The organism is [Clostridium] citroniae WAL-17108 (assembly GCF_000233455.1).
In the GTDB taxonomy this organism is placed as follows: Bacteria; Bacillota; Clostridia; order Lachnospirales; family Lachnospiraceae; genus Enterocloster; species Enterocloster citroniae.
Map to the genome: position 1 here is coordinate 1,884,745 of NZ_JH376420.1, position 19,470 is coordinate 1,904,214.

The window sequence follows — 19,470 nt, forward strand, 5'->3', positions numbered from 1 at the left end:
TCCTGCTGCTTTAGCAAAAAAATACACCGCATCCGGATAAACCAGATGCGGTGTTGGTATACTATTCCATAATATGTATAAAACTGTAAACTTCTTACTTAACCAGATATCCTCCGTCCACCGGGATCACGGCTCCGTTCAGATAGTCGGATGCAGGGGATGCAAGGAAAATAACAGCCCCCTTCATATCCTCCGGGGTTCCCCAGCGGTGTGCAGGTATGCGGTTTGTGATCTCCGTATATCTTGGATTGGACGGGTCTGTCAGCGCTGTGTTCATCTCCGTGTCCATATAGCCGGGTGCAATGCAGTTTACATTGATATTCCTGCTTGCCCACTCATTACAGAACGCCTTGGTCATCTGGGTAACAGCTCCCTTGGATGCAGCATATGCAGGCACGGTAAAGCCGCCGAAAAATGCCAGCATGGAGGAAATGTTAATGATCTTTCCCGGTTTCTCCTTGGCCATAAATTCCCTGGCCGCCATCTGGCACAGTTCAAAGGGTGCTGTCAGGTTCACATTCATAACTGCTTCCCAATCTGAAAGCGGGAATTCCTCACTCTTATGACGTCTCTGGATGCCGGCACAGTTCACCAGGATGTCAAGGCCGCCCATGGCGCTCACTGCTTCAGCAAATGCATCTGCCCTGGCCTGACTGTCCCCCAGATCCACCGCAATGCCATGGCACTTAAATCCGCGGTCACAGAACTGTGTGGCCACATCATGTACTTTCTCGGAACTGCCGAATATAACCACTTCGGCTCCAACCTCCATCAGACCCTCGGCCATGCCGTGGCCCAGCCCTCTGGTTCCGCCTGTTACAATTGCTTTCCTGCCTGTAAGATCAAATAAATTCATTCTTTTACCCTCCTGGATGTGTGTGGTTCAGGAGCCGGTTGTGTGTGAAATGTTAAACTAAGAGTAACATCTTTTTCTGTAAAAATCAAGGGCTTTTACAGTGAATGGGAGCTCATGGGGCTGAAGGCCCGGATGGGTATCACATTGGGGTAATTCACATCTTCATAGTAGTAATCCGCGATTTTTACCTCCACTGCAAACGCTTTCTTCATATTGTCCTCCGTAATCGTCTCCCCCGCTCCCCCGTAAAAGCTGCTTTTGTCCCGGTTTAATATCAGCGCTTTGTCCGCGATTTTTAAGGCATGGGCCGGATAATGGGTGTTGATAATGGCTCCTATGCCCCGGTTGGAGGACAGCTGCCTGATCATATCCAGAATGACCAGCTGGTTCTTAAAATCCAGATTGGATTCAGGCTCATCCAAGATGAGCATTTCCGGCTGTGTACAGAGTGCCCTGGCAATAAGGACCATCTGAAGCTCTCCTCCGCTCATCTGGCTGCAGGGTTTATCCATAAGAAAGGTAATGCCCACCTCCTCCATGGATGCTTTTGCCACCTCCATATCCTCCCTTGAGGGCTGGGCAAAAAGCCCCAGGCGGGCCGACCGTCCCATGACCACCATTTCCAGGGCCGTGTAGGACAAGGATATTCCCTTTGACTGGGGAACATAGGCGATCCGTTTCCATATTTCAGAATGTTTCAGTGTATTCATGGGAACGCCATCGATCCGGCTTTCCCCGGAGTCCCACTTCAGCAGACCCATCATACATTTTAAAAGGGTGGTCTTTCCCACGCCGTTGGGCCCCAGCACTGCCAGGACCTGATTCCCCTCCAGGTCAAAGGACACCTGGTGAAGGACCTGGGATGCCCCGTATCCGAAATTTCCGTTCCTTACCTCAAATCTCACAGTCTGGCACCTCCTGTCCTGCGTAAAAGTATGATAAAAAAGGGCGCGCCTATAATGGCCGTCAGTATGGACACCGGTATCTCCGCGGCCGTGGCCGCCCTGGACGCTGTGTCGATCACCACCATAAAGGCAGAGCCCAGACCCATGCTCACCGGAATGATCTTGCGGTTATCGCTTCCGTAGAGCATTCTGGCCACATGGGGGATCAGAAGTCCCACCCATCCCACCTGCCCGCACAGTGAAACGCAGGATGCGGTCACCAGGGTGGAAGCTGCCATGACCATTATCCGCAGTTTTCTGACATCGATTCCCAGGGCCCTGGTTTCATCCTCCTGAAGGGACAGGATGTTAAGCCTCCACCGCAGCAGGAACAAAAGCGCCACGCCCAGTAAGATCAGCGGGATCCCCACTGCCAGCCCCTGATAGGTGGCCCTGGACATGCTTCCCATCAGCCAGTATGTGATGGCAGGCAGGTCCTCGTCCGGATCAGCCACATACTTTACCAGGGATACCAGGGCCTGGAACAGGGATGACACCACCATTCCTCCCAAAACCACCATAAGGATACTGCTTTTTCCATTGAGCCTGCTGATCATGCAGGTTCCTGCCAGGGCTGCCAATCCCATGGCCAGGGCTGCCAGCTGCACCACGAACACATTTCTGGTAAACAAAAGGGCCAGCACCGCGCCAAAGGATGCACCCGTGGCCACCCCCAGCGTATCCGGGGTAGCTAAGGGATTGGAAAACAGTGCCTGGAAGGACGCGCCTGATATAGACAGGCCCATGCCGGCCACAAGGGCCAGCATGATTCTGGGCAGCCTCACATGATAAACCACGGACCAGCCCTGGGGATCCACCTCCTGCCCGGTGAGGGGCGACACTAATATCTGCAGGGATTCCAGAGGCGATATATGATACCTTCCGATTCCAATACAGATAATAGTTACCGCAATGGGCAAAAGGAATATGACAAGGCTCATCAGGTTGTGTTTCTTTTTTATTTTCTCCATACCAGGCTCCTGCATTTAGTTCCCTGCCGCTTCCCTGGCCGGGTTAAAGATCTGTGTGATGTCCTCGTCCGACAGCGCCACATTGTAAAAACGCTCATAGTATGTGCGCACTTCCTGTTCCATGTCCACATCCGCAAACAGCTGGGGCTGGTTTTTCTGTGCCAGCCACCTTAATACCAGCGGTGTGTCTGATGCAGGCGGGAACCAGCGGTACATGCCCAGAGGGAACTTGTAGACCTTTCCTTCTTTTACCGCCTTCACACTGCTCCAGTCATGGCCTTCAATGGTGTTGTCATACAGGTCCTCAGGAAGATAGGGGCTGAAATTTGTAATATATATGATATCGGGATCCCACTCATAGATTTGTTCCATGTTGATCTCAGGCGTTCCGGTCAGGTCCGCGGCCACATTGATGCCACCGGTGGACTCGATCCAGTACTGTCCAAAGAAATTGCTGCCCGAGGTTTTGATCACCCCGTTTGCGTAATTAAACAGGATCAATACCCTTGGCTTTTCTATGTCCCCTGCTCCATTTAGCACAGCCTGTACCTCGTCATATACCTGGTGTCCATAATCCGCGATCCCGGCCGCCTTATCTTCCTGGCCCAGTACCTCACCCAGGAGCTTTACCCAGTTTTCAAAGGTTGCCACACAGTCAAAGTCCCAGTTGGAGGTGGAAAACCCAACCGCAGGTATGCCTGCCGCCGCCAGTTTTTCGTATTCTTCCGTATTGTTGGCACTGTAGAACACCACATCCGGCTTCAGGTTCAGCAGTTCCTCAATATTCAGCTCCCCTCCCTGAAGGAAATCCGTGTTTACATCCAGTATGTCAGGCACCACCTTGGGCAGGATCGAATTCTCCGCCGCTGCCATGGAAGACGGATGGATGCCCACCAGCTTCTCCGCCGAGCCCTCAAACAGGCTGTACACGGAGGGAAGGGGCAGGAGGGACGAGATGACAATGCGGTTGATCTCTGCCGGAATCTCAATCTCCCTTCCCGTGTGGTCCACCACAATACGCGTCTCTCCCTCCGGGGACTGGTCCGGAGAATGGTCCAGGACCGTTTCCCGGGCCTGGGTGTCCTGGACGGAAGCGGTTCCTGCCGCACCCGAACCACAGCCAATGAGAGATATTGCCATACCTGCCGCCAGCAAGGCGGCTGTCACTGCATTTCGTTTGATCATTTGTTTATCCTCCCTTGAAACTATGTGTACTCTTGGAATCTCCCGGCACCCAGACCGATCTGTGTGGGGCCGGCGGAACATCAGCCCCAAAGACGGGTTCCGGGGAGACTCCGAGCGCACATCCATTGGTTAAAATGTACGCCTGCAACGCAGGCACTGTATTCCACTCCCAGTTTGCTGGATATCGCGTACTGGGCAATGGGTAAAAACTGTTTGTCTGAGCCCTCCTCCAAAAGAGGCTGGATGAAAGGGTCAGCTATGATCATCTCATAGTCCGGGCTGTTAACCGCCGCCCTGATCCGGCCCTCGTCCCCAAGGTCCATATCTCCGGGGGATGCCAGCGCCTGCTCCATTCCATACAGACACCCCACTGTCACGGACGTGAATCCAAAGTCCCTGTTCAGGGCATACCTGATGGAGTCCGACATCACCTGTTCCCCTATGATCAGAACGCGGGCGGAACTGCCGGTCGCGGATGCAGCGTCAGCCACGGATGTATCCGCCTCCCAGAGCATTTCCGTCCTGCCGGTCTGTGCCACCCTTTTTACAGCGGACAGCCAATCCTCCTGTCCCTTTTCCCCCACCGGAAAACCGCAAAGATAGGGGATGTGGAACCTTCGCTCCATATACAGGGCAGTCAGGTAACCAAATCTGGATACCGCCAGATTGACCTGGGCATTAGCGGCCTTTTTTAGATCCTCCAGGCTGTAATCCATTGCCAGGCACAGGCCTGTCTCGTACCCATTCTGTTTAAGACAAGTCTTAAGGCAGCTGATATTTTCTCCGTCCCCAAAATCCATGGGAAGGGCGCCCAGAATATTCACCCGGCCCTGCTGCATTTCCCCGGGTTGCGCAAACCGGTCCAGCAATTCCCTGGCTGCCAGGAAGGCTCCCCTGTCATAATACGCCGTGCCTGTAGTGTCAAAGCCAAAACCGGGAATCCCGGTCCGTTCCTCCAGTTCATATGCGATCCCTTTCAGATCCGCCCCGATCACCATGGGCACCGGGCTTCCCACCAGGGCCAGGAGATCCGGCTTTAAGTCCTTTGCGGCCGCCTCCATCTTTTCCATAAGTTTTTCATCATCCCCCAGCACCGCATCCATCTGCCTGAGCCCGGAACAGAAAATTCCGGATCGGGAGCCATACCACCTGGGATCATCATACCCCGTGTAATTTCCCGTACAGCCCGAGGCATCATGCATTGCCGTCACCGTGTCCAGGTCAAAGAGAACCGCTGAAACTCCGGAATAATCCGGGGAAAAGGGAGGAAGCCATATTGATAATTTAGCCATATCACACCACCAATCCGTATCCATTAATCATCTGTTCCAAATCCACCTCAGCCTCCATTGCGCCTTCCATTAGCCCCATGAGCCTGACGATCCCGTCATAGCCAAACATGCCTGCGTCATTAAACAGATCCGCCACATGCCTGGAGCCGGCCAGGTACGCCCCTTCCACACCGATTCCCAGGCTGTACTCCAGCCTGCGGGAAAACAGCACGGCGCGGTGATGTTCAGGCTGGCAGATCTCCACCTTGGGATGATTCCGTACCAGCCATTCCATATGTTCCCTGTCAAAGGGCATACAATCCTGGGCTTCCACCCGTGTCACCTGAAATCCGTAAGTAAGGAGCGCTTTTGCCATGCCAAAGGGCTGGACCGTGGCGGAGGCATCAATGATGACAGGAATATCCCCCACCCTCCGCCGCGCCCTCTCCACTGCTTTTAAAGCCCGTTCCCTGGCCGGGGCAAAGTCAAAGCAGTCCTCCGCATCCGGGGCAAGCAATTGCTTCAGCCTGGCATAGCCCCCCTCAATCTCTTCCATATCATAGGATACCGGAATAAAGACCCAGGGAATCCCCAGGCGTTCCTCCATCTGCCCGGCGGCCTGCCTTCCGGGCGGCCCAATCACAAGGTTGGCCCTGCTTCTGCTCATCTCCTGGTACTGTTCATATACAGTGTACCTGGAAATGTGGCGCAGTTCTCCGGCTCCGTATGTATTAAGGAAGGGGTAAAGTTCACTGGACAGGGCAACCGGCTCCAGGTTTCCCACTGCGTTTACTCCGCTGTCCCGGTCCTGTGCCGGCTCCAGAAGGCTGTACAGATTATTCTGGATGGATACGGGAGGCGGTGTTTTGGACCCCAGGGAAATGGGATTCATGTGGCAGACCCGAAACTGTATGCCGGGATAACTGTTTCCCAGCTCCTCCAGCAGTGCCTCGTGGTCTGTCCCGATGAGATCGTCCAGGCAGCTCACAAAGATAAAAAATACCTTTGGCTGTTTTTTCAGGGCCTCCAGCACATTCTTTACAGCCTCCGGTATCAGCGGGTCATATCCATCCACAATATCGCTCTGGCTGACATACAGGTAAAAAAGGCGGTCCTTCAGCCCCTGTTTCATGGCCCCTATTGCCCCATGCCTTCCGCAGGCACTGGGACATACAAACAGCTGTACGCTTTCCGGCGCCAGCATCCCGATCCTCACAACGCCCCAGTCTCCGTGACCCGGGGAAGAATAGTGAAGGGTATTTTCAAAGCAGCAGCTCATACTCCCGTCACCTCCAGTACCTTATCGGCCAGCGCCTGGTAGCAGGCTGCCATAGGGCTGTCCGGATATGCCTCTATCACTGTCATGCCCTGGTTTTCCGCCAGCTGTACCGACCGGTCCCGGGGCACGATGTGGAGGATCCCTGTTCCGTTCTCCTCCGCCGCCAGGCGCACCCGCTCGTCCTCCCCCTCCACATTTCTGGAGTTCTGGATAAAGCCTGCCAGCTTTGCGTAACCCCTTTTCCCGAAATTGCGGATGGCGTGGGCAATATTGTCAGCCGCAAACAGAGCCATCATCTCCCCGGATGTGACGATCATCACATGGTCCGCATACCCGCCCCGTATGGGCATGGCAAATCCTCCGCAGACCACATCCCCCAGCACATCATAAAAAACAACATCCGGCCGGAACACCTCATATGCTTCCAATTCCTCCAGTTTTTCAAAGGCAGTAATGATGCCTCTTCCCGCACATCCGATCCCGGGGGTGGGCCCCCCTGATTCCACGCACACAATATTTCCATATCCCCGAAATGCAATATCCTCCAGGCTCACCGCCTCTTCTTTCTGACGTATCTGGTCAAGTACGGTGGGTATCTTTTTTCCCGCCATCAGGTTTTTCGTGGAATCAGCCTTGGGATCACACCCGATCTGCATAACGCGCAGGCCCCGGGCTGCCAGAGCCGCGGACAGATTGGATGTGGTGGTGGATTTTCCAATTCCGCCTTTTCCGTAAATTGCTATCTTCTTCATGGTTTTCCTCATTGTCCCTTCATTGTTATAGAAACATCTTTGCAGGTCAGCTGCAGCAATACAGTATGTCTTCCAGTTCCTTCCGGTCCAATATCCTGATCCTCCCGTGCTCCTGGCTGATCAGTTCCCGGTTCTGGAGCAGGGCCAGCTCCCTGAACAAGGAAGCGCGGCTGATTCCCAGTACGGATGCCAGTTCCTCCCTGGATTCCTCCAGACATACTTCCCCATGGCATTCCGGCTGCATCAGCAGGTATTGAATCAGCTTTTTCCTGCCCGACTGCATTGTAAGAAATTCAATGCGGCGGATCAAGAACTGCATTTTCCGATTACAGACGCCCGCATAGCGGATCGCCAGGGATCCGTTGGCTTCCATTGCCTCGATCAGCTTTGATTTTGGGATCATCAAAAGCGTGGTGTCGCTGCGGCATCTTAAGACCGTGGGAAGCTCCGTATCCGTAAACAGGTTGATGATCCCGAAGCAATCCCCTCTTTTTAACTGCGAAAGCAGGATCTCGCGCCCGTCCAGGGCAATGCTGTACACATCCACCCGGCCCGAAACAACGAGTCCCAGAATTTCCTGCCCTTTCTGCCTGTCACTGATGATCTGCCCTTTGTGACATTTCCTCACCTTCATACAGTCAGCGGAAAGCCCGCTGTCACGGAGCAGGGAAGAGGCACAAACCGCCTCCTGGATTTCTTCCTGGCACATTGGTCCTCCCCTCCTTATAGAGTGCGATATGGGTTAGTTATGATTTACTCTAATTAGTTTAAACTAACCAAAATAGTAACATACCGCCATTTAAATATCAAGAAAAAAAATTCTCTATAAGGTCTCACCTGATACTGACGGAATCCATGCCTTCTGGTATGCTGTTTTCCAATTAAAAATGAAAGAAGGTACCTGACATGCCCCAGAAAACCATTCTTTTCTCCGGCTCATCTGCTGTGGGAAAGACGTCCGTGCTCCGCACCCTCCTTCCCTATATGCGGGAGAAAGGGGAATCCCCCATGGTCTGCAAGATCGACTGCCTGATGACAGAGGATGCAGCGCTCTATCAAAGCATGGGGATCCCGGCAGTCTCAGGAATCAGCCGGGACATCTGTCCCGACCACTTTCTGGTGTCCAATCTGCCGGAACTGTGGGATTATGCCGACCGGCAAAACTGCAGTCTTCTCTTTATTGAGACAGCCGGTCTCTGCCACCGGTGCTCCCCTGCCACGGTTCATTCCATTGCAGGCTGCATCCTGGACTGCACGGCCAGCTGCCGCGCTCCCGGGCAGCTGGGTCCCATGCTGCTTCAGGCGGATTTTATCGTCCCAACCAAAACCGATATGGTATCCCAGGCTGAACTGGAGATCATACACTGGAACCTGAAGGAGCTGAATCCAGGCGCCAGGATCTTTCCCGTGGATGCACTGGCAGGCTACGGTGTAGAATTCCTGGGGGACTGGCTGCTGTCCCTTCCTGACAGCGCGGGCTTTGAACATGACTGCCTGCGCCACACCATGCCGGCCGGTGTCTGCTCCTACTGCGTAGGGGAACAGAGGGTGGGCAGCTCCTTCCAGCAGGGTGTGGTGGGGAAAATCGACTTTCAGGAGGTATTGTGATGAACCAGTTAACCATCCATCCCGGCCGCGGAAAGGATCAAAGGCCGGAAGCATTTGCCCCTTTGGTCCTGGGACCCGGAGATCTGTGCGCGGTGGCAGGCAACACGGGGTCAGGCAAAAGCAGACTGATCAAGGATATCGAACAGCTGGTAAACGGGGAATCCCCAACCGGAAGGCGTATCCTCTTAGACGGCAAAGCCGTGCCATTTGGAAGCCGCCAGTCCGTCTCCGGCCGGCTTGTGGCCCATCTCTCCCAGAGTATGCGGTTTGTGCTGGACCTGACGGTGATGGACTTTCTGGCTCTTCACTGCCGCTGCCGGGATCAAACCGGCCTGATGCCCAAACAAATTCTGGACATGGCCAATACCATCACACCGGAACCTGTGTTTTCCTCTGACCACCTGAACCTGCTCAGCGGGGGGCAGAGCCGGGCACTGATGATTGCCGACATTGCGCTGGTGTGTGACAGTCCGGTAATACTGATCGATGAAATAGAAAATGCCGGGATCGACAAGAAAAAAGCCCTGCACCTGCTCACAAACAGTAAAAAGCTGGTGCTCATCGTCACCCATGACCCGCACACGGCCCTGATGGCCCGCAAAAGGATCATTATGGATAACGGGGCTGTCCGGGCCGTGCTTGCACGCACCCCTGAGGAGACCCGGCTGTTTGCCCGTCTGGACCAGGTGTATGAGGAGCAGATGCTCCTGCAGTCCAGACTGCGGAAAGGAGAAACCCTTATATGATCAAGATCCAACTCTACTGGAATAATATCTGTATCCTGCACAGGCAGGAGCTTGTTTTTTTAGACCGGATCCGGTCCGATCTCAGACAAAAGGGGATTGACCTCAATGTCCGCTGTTTTGGTCTGGGATATTCCCACCATATGTCCGAATACCTGATGGAGCCGGAAGCAATCCTTCCCGATATTGTGGTGTCCGCTGATTTGGAGGTCTTTGAGGACCAGAGGATCTACATCCGTCTCGCAGAGTCAGGCCTGCACCCCCTGGCGAACTGCCTGCCTGTAAAACAGGCGGAATGTGTCCGCCGGCTGCACCGCAGTGACTGCCTCCTGCCCTATTTGGCAATCCCTCTGGTGTTTTTTGCGGACAGCCGTAAATTCGGAGGCAGCAATTCCATCTGTCTGGACCAGCTGGTAAAGGAGGGATACCCTCTGACCTTTGGGGGTGTGGAAAATTCCGCGGCCAAGACCGTGGTAAAGACCATCTGGGAATCCTGCGGACCGGACAATGCCAGACGTTTTCTGTCCAACTGCACCGTGACCCACATGCCCATACAGGCATTTCAGAGTGTGCGGACAGGGGAAGCCGCCCTGGCACTAGTCCCCTCCGTGTATGCGCTCCGTGCGGACGGCAGGCAGAAAAAGGCATTCTGGCCCGCAGACGGAGCCGTGGCCGTGCCCTCATACATATGCGCCAGGAAGACCATACCGGAGGATGCCGCCTTAACTGTGATCAATGCGCTCCGGGCTCCACAGATCAGTCATTTCTATGTGAATAACGGCTGCCTGATCAGCTGCAGTCCCCAAAGTCCCAAGGATATCTGGATGTCTGATTCAGGTCTCCTGCGCCTTCCCTCTCCCGGCTTCCTGGAAACCCTGACCGCCGGATCCTTTTATGAGCTGTATCGAAACTGCCTGGGCACGGAGACAGCGACATCGGCCTGAAGATAGTTTCGCCGCCCGGGACCAAGCTGGCATAATACAGAAAATTCTGGTACAATGGAACAATGGCGGAAGGTACAGCTGTCAGAACCCAATGTTCAGCCACGCTCTGGTGCATGATCTACGGTATCGTCAACATAACAGCAGCCACAAAAAGGGATTCCCGGATGCCCCGGGCATCCCTTTTTTATACAATCCAACGGCCTGGGCTGTCCCCCATCGGCCAAGGCGGATTCAACATACAAGTGTCATATCATACAAGAAATCCCGTCCAAACCGTGATACACTTACCCGTAGCCGTGATACGCCCGCCATAGCCATGATACCCCCCGTCATAGCCGCGGGACACTGCCTGAAGCTGCGGGACACTCATCATAGCCCATAGCGCCGGTATTCACAGCAGATCAGATTACGTCAGGAGGAACATCAAATGTTACAGGAACAAGAACAGCGCCATGTGCACTATGACCGCGACTTGGAAATAGAAGCCTATCAGCTGAGCGGAATCGTACAGAAATTCCCCAACCATTTTCATGATTTCTACGTCATTGGGTTTATTGAGGGAGGAAAGCGTCATCTCTGGTGCAAGAACCAGGAATATGATGTGAGTACCGGGGATCTGCTTTTGTTTAATCCCAGGGACAACCACTGCTGCGGACCGCTGGACGGGGAGCCCCTGGATTACCGTGCCGTGAACATCAATCCCCAGGTGATGGAGCGGTTTGTTAAGGAGATCACCGGAAAAGACTTTAAACCTTATTTCACACAAAATGTGGTTTACCGAAGCGAGATCGCCCGGTCCGTGGCCACTCTTTATGATTCCATTCTCAGGCATGCGGCCAGGTTTGAAAAGGAAGAGACCATGTTCTTTCTTCTGGAACAGGTCCTTCAGGAATACGCCTCCCCCTTTGATGAGGAAGCCGTATCCCGTCCCAACCCGCAGATCCAGTCCCTGTGTACTTATATGGAGGAGCATTTCTCAGAAAATATCTCCCTGGATGAGCTTACTGAGATGACTACCTTCGGCAAATCCTACCTGCTGCGGTCTTTTACCAAACAGGTGGGCGTCTCCCCCTACCGTTATCTCCAGACCATACGCCTGGACAAGGCCAAGCATTTCCTGGAGCAGGGGATCCCGCCCGTGGACGCTGCTGCCATGGCAGGCTTTTCGGACCAGAGCCACTTTACCAACTTTTTTAAGGAATTCATCGGGCTGACACCCAGACAATATCAAAAAATATTTTCAGATCCATCAGAACCGGCCAAGCCGGAAAAGGAGCCGCGTCATGAACTATGAAAAAACACCCGCCGGCCATCTGGCCGCATTTGTCACCATCCTGATCTGGGGGACCACCTTTATTTCCACCAAGGTGCTTTTAAGATCCTTTTCCCCTGTGGAGATCCTGTTTATCCGTTTTATCATCGGATACCTGGCCCTGTGGATGGTGTGTCCCGGAAACCTTGTCCTGGATTCCCGGAAACAGGAATATCTCTTTGCAGCAGCAGGCCTGTGCGGCATCACCATGTACTATCTCCTGGAAAATATCGCCCTCACCTTTACACTGGCATCCAACGTGGGCGTCATCATCAGCATTGCACCCTTTTTTACAGCGATCCTCAACTGCCTGTTCCTGGGCGGATCCAGGCCGGGAAAGCGCTTTTTTACAGGCTTTCTTCTGGCCATGGCAGGCATCTGCTTCATCAGCTTCGGAAGCAGCGCGGCCCTGTCCATCAACCCCGTGGGTGATGTCCTGGCAGTGGCTGCCGCTGTCATATGGGCCGTCTATTCCACCCTGACAAAAAAAATAAGCGCCCTTGGCTACGGCACGATACAGACCACAAGGCGCACATTCTTTTATGGAATTTTATTCATGGTTCCCGCAATCCTAATCATGGACTTTCATGTTACCCTGGACCGGATCATAAATCCCCTGAACCTCTGCAACCTTTTGTTCCTGGGGCTGGGCGCATCCGCCCTGTGCTTTGTCACCTGGAACCTGGCCGTAAAGCTGCTGGGTTCCGTAAGGACCAGCGTGTATATCTACATGGTTCCGGTCATTACCACGGTCAGCTCCGCCATCATATTAAAAGAGCCCGTGACCATAACCGCTGTCTGCGGCATCCTGCTCACGCTGGCAGGACTCTTTTTGTCGGAGCGCAGGTCCTAGAGCGCGCAGTCAGCTTCTACGCCTGCATGACCCGCTGGATATGTATGGCCAGAAATCCCCTCTCCTCCGGCGCCACTTTAACGCCCAGACGCTGTTCCATATTTTGGCAGACATGGTCTGCCGCCTCATAGGTCCTGGGGAAACTTTTCTTTGCATAGTCCTCCATATCCAGATTGGCCCGCTCCCCTTTTCTTGTCCGGGCTATCATATAGCGGATATGGCTCACAAGCCGGTTATATCCCAGGGTGTCCGAAGCCAGGCCGAAGTCCATCTCTTTCTCAATCAAACGGATGCTGTCCTGCACCAGCCTGGCGACCTCCATGGCTGCTGCCACATTCTCCCTGGAAAGCCCGGCGTGGATGTGCAGGGTAATATACCCCACCTCATCCTCGGATATACTGACTCCTGCCAGTTCCTTTATGATCCCGATTCCCTCCGTGGCGGCCTGGTATTCCCCGGCAAAGAGCGCCTTTATATCATACTTAAAGGGATTGGGCAGCTCCCTGTTCTCCCTTGCCCGGCTTACGGCCAGGGCAATATGGTCCGCCATGGGGATCAGGATATCGTGGCTTAAAGGACCCATGGCAGACTCGGCCGCCTCAATGATCCTGCCCGCAGCCTCAATGAACACAGGGTCTATGCTGTTCACCTGCTGCAGGGCCGATGCCTGTCTGCTCACCAGCTCATACCGCTTCGCCTCCCCGGGAGATTCCATCCGCTCACCGGTCTTATGCCCAAATCCAATGCCGTTTCCCAGAAGAATGACTTCCCGGCCGGATTCCCCGTCCAGAACCAATAATCCATTATTATTTAAAACCTTTATTACTCGGTACATAAAAATCCTCCCTGACAGGACCGATCCTTTTATTTCGTACTCATCTCAGCTTCCATTATACATAAAATCCATGAAAACATCTACTTGCAGGAAGGATTTTTATGATCTGGCCATCAGTACCAGGCGATTTCTTCCAGTGCCTTTACATCTCCAGTTTTTTCCATGTGGATCTCCTGCCCTTCCTTCAGGCCGGTAAACACTGTCATACATGCGTCTGAAGCCGCGTGTTTCCTGATAAATTCCAGGTCAAACTCCATCAGCTTATGGCCCTTTTCCACCTTTTGTCCGTCCGTGACAAAGGTTTCAAATCCCTTGCCGTCAAGTTTTACCGTATCCACGCCCACATGGATCAGATACTCCATGCCCTGGGCATTCCTAAGGCCAATGGCATGCTTGGACGGGAACACAAACACCACCTCACAGTCCTCGGGGGCTACCACCTGGCCGTCCGAGGGAATGACCATGTATCCATCCCCCATGGCCCTGCTGGCAAATGCCTCATCCGGAGCCTCCGTAATGGGGGCCGCTGTTCCGTTAAATGGAGAAAGAAGAATGCGGCGGCCTGTGTGTGGAATGTTGTCCTGATCAGGGCCTGCATCCGGCGTCCGGTCCGGGCTGCCGCCTTCCCCGTCATGCTTCACGCTGTCCTTACCGCCATTGTTTTCACTGCCGCCGTAAAGAGCCGTCTCCTTTATCTTTGGCGCATGCTCCAGATAATGCTCCAGATTGGCTTTGATCACCGTCACGTTAGGCCCGTAGATCACCTGTATGCCCTGGCCCTTTTTGATTACTCCCACCGCTCCGGTGGCCTTTAACAGCTTCTCATTCACCAGCTCCGGGGTATCCACAGAGCACCGCAGACGGGTGGCACAGCAGTCCACAGAAGTGATATTACCGGCTCCTCCCAGACCTCTTGCAATGGCTGCGCTGGCCTGGTCCTCATCCTCTCCGGCTTTGCCGCCATCCCCTGCACCTGCAGACTTTCTGGCATTGACGTCCGCTTTGGTGTACAGCTTTGTCTCCTCATCTTCTTCCTCCCTGCCCGGTGTCTTCAGGTCAAACTTCTTGATCAGGAAACTGAAGATAAAATAATATAAAAGGAAATAGATCACGCCCACAGGCAGGATCCTTATCCAGCTGGTCTTTGCATTTCCCTGAAGGATGCCGAATATGAGCAGGTCCAGGAAGCCTCCTGAAAATGTCAGCCCCACCGCGATGTTCAGGATATGGGCGATCATATACGCGCTTCCGGCCAGGATCACCTGCACTACAAACAGCATGGGCGCTACAAACAGGAAAGAAAATTCAATGGGCTCCGTGATACCGGTGAGCATACAGGTCAGGGCCGCTGAGAGCAGAAGCCCGCCCGCTGCCTTTTTCCGCTCCGGCTTTGCGCATCTGTACATGGCAAGGGCAGCGCCCGGCAGGCCGAATATCATAAAAATAAACTCACCGGAAAAGTACCGTGTTGCGTCCGCACTGAAATGTACCACATCCGGGGATGCCAGCTGGGCAAAGAATATATTCTGCCCGCCCTGGATCAGATTCCCGTCCACCACCATGGTACCCCCCACGGCGGTCTGCCAGAAGGGCATATAGAACACATGGTGCAGTCCAAAGGGGATCAGGGAGCGCTTGACGATTCCGAAGATCAGGGTTCCCAGATAACCGGTCCCCGTTACCAGGCCTCCCAGGGCATAGATCCCGTTCTGTACGGCCGGCCATATAAAATACATAAGGATTCCCACTCCCACATATACCACGGTGGAGATAATGGGTATGAACCTGGAACCGCCAAAGAAGGAAAGTGCATTTGGGAGCACGATCTTGTGATACCTGTTGTGAAGCGCCGCCACACCCAGGCCCACGATAATGCCTCCGAACACCCCCATCTGGAGCGTCTGCATCCCAAACACGCTGGCAACCGTTCCCTCCAGCACATCCGCCGCAACACTTCCGTCCGGCAATACCTTGCCCGTGATGGTAAGCACCCCATTGATGGATACGTGCATAACCAGAAATGCGATCATGGCTGAAAGGGCTGCCACCTCTTTCTCCGCCTTTGCCATACCAATGGCAACTCCCACCGCAAAGATAATGGGCAGGTTGTCAAAAATAACGCTTCCGGCCTTGCTCATAATAACCAAAAGAGCGTTTAACATGGTTCCGCTTCCCAAGATTCCCTGCAGTCCATAGGTTGCAATGGTTGTCTCATTGGTAAAAGAACTGCCGATCCCCAAAAGCAGCCCGGCCACGGGCAGTACTGCAATGGGAAGCATAAAGCTGCGGCCCACCCGCTGAAGTACACCAAATATCCTGTCTTTCATTTTCCATTCTCCTGTCTTTTTTCATTCTTTCTTTATTCCGTGTCCTGATCATACAGGCATCAGCCATAACCTTCCTGCTGCCGGCAGTATGGGCGGCACCCGATATGTACAGTATTGACCACACAAAGCATTACCCATACACATCACATGATCCGCACATGCAAAAAAGGCATTAACCATAAAGAACACTGCTTCCAATGTTCTTTCATAGTTAATGCCTGCATTACCAGTAACACGCTCTCTTTTTAATTGCGCATTTAGTATAAACAATATCCTATCAAAATGTCAATGAGAATTGTGCAACAAAATCCTTGTATGTTTTTGTACATCTTCACCAAATGCTGCGTGTTCGTTACTCAGCCCTTTCCACCGTGACAATCACATACTCACAGTGTTTGCTGGTACGCACAGGATATGCCCAGCCGGCAATCCCCGAGGATACGATTACCTGCAGATGGTTCATCATGCGGTATCCATAGTTCAACTCCACCATCCCCGTCCCCTGGCTGATAAGGCCGGATGGCCAGATCTGCCCCGCATGGGTATGGCCGGACAGCATCAGGTCGCTGCCGGCACGGTCTGCTGCCTCCAGTTCACAGGGCTGGTGATCCAGCAAAAGGATGAACTTGTCCTGATTCATATCTTCTGTCAGTTCCTCTATGCTCTTTCTCCTCCCTCCCCTTGGGAATGAACGGTCATCCCGCCCAACCACCTGAAGTCCGCCGGGAAGTTCCGCCTTCTGGTCGGCCAGGATCCGGATCCCGGCGTTCCTGACCGCGTCCTCCAACTGCTCTGCGGTAAAATTCGGATTGCCTGCATAGCGTGTTTTGTCATGGTTTCCATGGACAAAAAATGTACCCATGGGACTTTGGATGGAACCAAGGATTCCCATGGCTTCCTCCATCTGCTCCCTGGTGGTCCCCTCATCCACCATATCCCCGCACAGAACCACCATATCCGCTGAAGCGTCCTGAATGATATCCGCATACTCCCGAAGCTTTTTTGCTCCCATAGTGGTGCCGTAATGCAGGTCGGAAACCAGGGCGATCACATATCCCTGGTCTCTGATGTCTTTCTCTGTTTTTATGCGGTAATCGGTCCGGATCACATGGTTCATATTCCAGTACCCGTATCCCACCGTCAGGGCAGTGCACAGGATCGGAATAATCCCGCAGCGGTAAAGACCGTCCCATCTGTCCGGGCTGTTTTCTTCCCCTAAGGCAGTCTTCCGGCGGCCGCTCATCTGCCGGTCTGCCGTCCTGCGTCTTCCCCTATGACGGCCCGCCGGCCTGCGTTCTCCCATATGACGGCCCGCCGGCCTGCGTTCTCCCATATGACGGCCTGTCAGCCATCGGATAACAGCATGCACCAGCTCCATGCAAAGGGCAAAACCAAACAAATGCAGCATCACGATTGCCCAGATACTGCGCATATTAAGGGTTAGAAGCGCTGCCCCGCCTGCGCAGAAGCCTGACAGCAGTCGTGTGGCCGTATCCCCTTTCTTTTTCCTCAGCCAGCCGATCATACGCCTGAAATAAACATAAAAATACACGCCGATCACTGCCAGCACCCCAATGAGAATCCCTATCCATATCATACGTACTTCCAGCCTCCTTTAGTGAAGTCCCGTCTCCGCTGTCCCTCACTGCTTACCGGTTTTATAATCCTCCACCTGTATCTCCAGATCCTTCCGGTACTTCCTGTCCATATCATGTCTGGCTTTCCTGGTCTTAACACTGTCAAAGATAATGGAGAAATCATAGTCCTCAGGATACAGCTGGGAAGCCTTTACCCTGAGTTTTAAACGCTTATAGTTCACCATACGCTTTTCTCCCTTGACCTGTACCAGAACATTTCCCATCAGATCTGCCGGCTTTACCACGATTCCCGGTTCCCCGGTGGATTCCACGCTTACGCTGTCTCCCCGTGAAAAAACACCGGACACATCCTTTGATTCCGTCTTTCTTTTAATGGGTGTAATCCCGGGCACATAGATCCTCTCCAGTTCTTCCCCGCCCGGGTGTTCCAGGTCCAATTCTTTATTCAGGCTCTCCTTTACCTGGCCGTACGCCTCTCCCGCCGCCACTTTCAGCATATGGGCCGGCATTCCAAGACGTTTTGCAATATAAAGAGCACAGCTGTCCCCCGATTTTCCCATCTCCAGCCCATAAAGCGGCTTCAGATTTTCCCTGTCAAATGCCATCCTGGCGCTGATGATCTCCCCATGTCTCCTGGCATAGGATTTCACCTCGGGATAATGGGTGGTTACCAGGTACAGGCAGCCCCGATGGCGCAGTTCCTCCAATATGGCAATGGCAATCCCCATGCCCTCTGCCGGGTCGGTGCCGGACCCCAGTTCATCCAGGATCACAAGGCTGTCTCCGGTGGCCCGGCGCAGTATGTCCAGCACATTGGTTATATGGGCCGAAAACGTGGAAAGATTGTCCTCCATGTTCTGCCCGTCGCCAATGTCACACAGGATCTGATTCCTCATGGCCACATCCCCATAGGAACAAGGCAGGTGCAGGCCGCACCCCGCCATCAGCGTAAAAAGCCCTACTGTTTTAATGGCAACCGTCTTCCCCCCCGTATTGGGTCCGGTTATGATCATTCCACGGCTTTCCCCGCCCATCTCAAACTGCAGGGGCACGTTGGTTTCCGGCGGGAGAAGGGGATGCCTGGCGTCCCTCAGGCAGATACGCCCCTCTGTGTTGACCAGCGGTTCCCTGGCGTCCATCTGCGCGCTGAGCTTGCCCTTTGCAAAGATAAAATCCAGTTTAGCCAAGGTATCCAGGTTGCCTTTTAGGGCTTCCTCCTCATTTGCGATCAGGTCCATGAGGGTATAGAGGATTTTCCGCTCTTCACAGTCCTCCTCTATCTTCAGCGTATCATATTCGTCCTGGAGCCTGGCCACGGCCTGTGGCTCAATGAACACAGTTGCACCGGTGGAGGAACTGTCCACCACACTGCCCGGGATCATGGATTTATATTCCCGCTTTACCGGCAGACACAGCCTGTGGTTTCTTGTAACCACAAACCCTTCCGTCATGTATTTTTTCTGTGATTTCAGCAAGGACTCTGCCTTTTCCTTTATCTTTTCCTCCAGGACCGACAGTTCCCTGCGGATATCCCTGAGAGTGCCTGAAGCATGGTCGTCAATCCTTCCGCCGCGGATGGATCTCTGGATCTCCTCCCTGAGTTCCGTCAAAGGCATCAGGTTATCGCTGTAATAGGCAGCCGGGATGCGGTGCTCCCTGCCCCGTTCCAGATATGACTGCATTCTGCCCACCGCGGTGAGGAACAGCCCGATCTCCTCCATCTCCTCTGCCAGCAGCAGTTCGCCAAGAACCGCCTTTTCCAGTAAATGTTCTGCCTGCTCCATCATGGGAAGGGGCGGATTTCCCAGCAGATCCAGCATCTGTCTGGCCTGGGTGGTATCCCTCATCTGTCTGCGAAGCTCCCCCTCCTCCAGGTATGGGCTCAAAGCCCTTATGCGCTCCTTTGCCATGGGAGAGTTGGCATATTCCTCCAATTGTTTTAATATCTCTGTGAATGCTAATGCTTCAAATGTTTGATTGATTACAGCTGTC

The 19,470-nt window shown here is 53.7% G+C and carries 17 protein-coding genes; 5 read left to right on the plus strand and 12 right to left on the minus strand.

Translation table 11 applies throughout. The annotated features are described in order from the left end of the window. Window positions 1-94 precede the first annotated feature (94 nt). From HMPREF9469_RS08495 to HMPREF9469_RS08530, 8 genes are all read right to left on the minus strand, one after another. The gene (locus tag HMPREF9469_RS08495) at window positions 95-856 is read right to left on the minus strand and encodes an SDR family NAD(P)-dependent oxidoreductase (protein ID WP_007860981.1); all 762 of its coding nucleotides are present in this window, start codon (window positions 854-856) and stop codon (window positions 95-97) included. A gap of 95 nt (window positions 857-951) precedes the next feature. Then, window positions 952-1,761 (minus strand): ABC transporter ATP-binding protein, encoded by an 810-nt coding sequence (locus tag HMPREF9469_RS08500; protein WP_007860982.1) that lies wholly within the window; start codon window positions 1,759-1,761, stop codon window positions 952-954. Continuing rightward, entirely contained in the window at window positions 1,758-2,771 is a 1,014-nt protein-coding gene (locus HMPREF9469_RS08505) for a FecCD family ABC transporter permease (protein WP_007860983.1), read from the minus strand. Before HMPREF9469_RS08505 ends, HMPREF9469_RS08500 begins: the two co-directional genes overlap by 4 nt. A 15-nt stretch (window positions 2,772-2,786) precedes the next feature. Continuing rightward, on the minus strand, window positions 2,787-3,956 hold the full coding sequence (locus HMPREF9469_RS08510) for an ABC transporter substrate-binding protein (RefSeq protein WP_007860984.1): 1,170 nt from the start codon (window positions 3,954-3,956) through the stop codon (window positions 2,787-2,789). A gap of 80 nt (window positions 3,957-4,036) precedes the next feature. After that, window positions 4,037-5,248, minus strand: a complete 1,212-nt coding sequence (locus tag HMPREF9469_RS08515; protein ID WP_007860985.1) for a nitrogenase component 1 — start codon at window positions 5,246-5,248, stop codon at window positions 4,037-4,039. Between the two features lies 1 nt (window position 5,249). Further along, window positions 5,250-6,506, minus strand: coding sequence for a nitrogenase component 1 (locus HMPREF9469_RS08520; protein ID WP_007860986.1), 1,257 nt, complete (start codon window positions 6,504-6,506; stop codon window positions 5,250-5,252). Then, window positions 6,503-7,258, minus strand: coding sequence for a nucleotide-binding protein (locus HMPREF9469_RS08525; RefSeq protein ID WP_007860988.1), 756 nt, complete (start codon window positions 7,256-7,258; stop codon window positions 6,503-6,505). The genes HMPREF9469_RS08520 and HMPREF9469_RS08525 overlap by 4 nt, the downstream gene beginning before the upstream one ends. 46 nt (window positions 7,259-7,304) lie before the next feature. Further along, window positions 7,305-7,967, minus strand: a complete 663-nt coding sequence (locus HMPREF9469_RS08530) for a Crp/Fnr family transcriptional regulator (protein WP_007860990.1) — start codon at window positions 7,965-7,967, stop codon at window positions 7,305-7,307. 197 nt (window positions 7,968-8,164) lie between these two features. On the opposite strand from HMPREF9469_RS08530, the gene HMPREF9469_RS08535 reads away from it, so the two are divergent. The 5 genes from HMPREF9469_RS08535 to HMPREF9469_RS08555 all read left to right on the plus strand — a co-directional run bounded on the left by HMPREF9469_RS08535 (window position 8,165) and on the right by HMPREF9469_RS08555 (window position 12,718). After that, the gene (locus HMPREF9469_RS08535) at window positions 8,165-8,866 is read left to right on the plus strand and encodes a GTP-binding protein (protein WP_007860991.1); all 702 of its coding nucleotides are present in this window, start codon (window positions 8,165-8,167) and stop codon (window positions 8,864-8,866) included. Continuing rightward, the gene (locus HMPREF9469_RS08540; RefSeq protein WP_007860993.1) at window positions 8,866-9,612 is read left to right on the plus strand and encodes an ATP-binding cassette domain-containing protein; all 747 of its coding nucleotides are present in this window, start codon (window positions 8,866-8,868) and stop codon (window positions 9,610-9,612) included. Before HMPREF9469_RS08535 ends, HMPREF9469_RS08540 begins: the two co-directional genes overlap by 1 nt. Next, window positions 9,609-10,553, plus strand: coding sequence for an ABC transporter substrate-binding protein (locus tag HMPREF9469_RS08545; RefSeq protein ID WP_007860995.1), 945 nt, complete (start codon window positions 9,609-9,611; stop codon window positions 10,551-10,553). Before HMPREF9469_RS08540 ends, HMPREF9469_RS08545 begins: the two co-directional genes overlap by 4 nt. Before the next feature lie 427 nt (window positions 10,554-10,980). After that, entirely contained in the window at window positions 10,981-11,847 is an 867-nt protein-coding gene (locus HMPREF9469_RS08550) for an AraC family ligand binding domain-containing protein (protein ID WP_007860997.1), read from the plus strand. Further along, a complete protein-coding gene (locus HMPREF9469_RS08555; protein WP_007860999.1) occupies window positions 11,837-12,718 on the plus strand; it encodes a DMT family transporter in 882 nt (293 codons plus the stop codon). Before HMPREF9469_RS08550 ends, HMPREF9469_RS08555 begins: the two co-directional genes overlap by 11 nt. Before the next feature lie 16 nt (window positions 12,719-12,734). On the opposite strand, the gene HMPREF9469_RS08560 is transcribed toward HMPREF9469_RS08555, so the two are convergent. The 4 genes from HMPREF9469_RS08560 to HMPREF9469_RS08575 form a co-directional block, all read right to left on the minus strand. Continuing rightward, the gene (locus HMPREF9469_RS08560) at window positions 12,735-13,553 is read right to left on the minus strand and encodes a PRD domain-containing protein (RefSeq protein ID WP_007861002.1); all 819 of its coding nucleotides are present in this window, start codon (window positions 13,551-13,553) and stop codon (window positions 12,735-12,737) included. 113 nt (window positions 13,554-13,666) lie between these two features. After that, complete coding sequence (locus tag HMPREF9469_RS08565; RefSeq protein WP_007861004.1) at window positions 13,667-15,880, minus strand: PTS sugar transporter subunit IIABC; 2,214 nt, start codon at window positions 15,878-15,880, stop codon at window positions 13,667-13,669. 352 nt (window positions 15,881-16,232) lie between these two features. Beyond that, window positions 16,233-17,477, minus strand: a complete 1,245-nt coding sequence (locus HMPREF9469_RS08570; RefSeq protein WP_007861006.1) for a metallophosphoesterase — start codon at window positions 17,475-17,477, stop codon at window positions 16,233-16,235. A gap of 45 nt (window positions 17,478-17,522) precedes the next feature. Beyond that, on the minus strand, window positions 17,523-19,460 hold the full coding sequence (locus HMPREF9469_RS08575) for an endonuclease MutS2 (RefSeq protein ID WP_040415772.1): 1,938 nt from the start codon (window positions 19,458-19,460) through the stop codon (window positions 17,523-17,525). Between the last annotated feature and the right edge of the window lie 10 nt (window positions 19,461-19,470).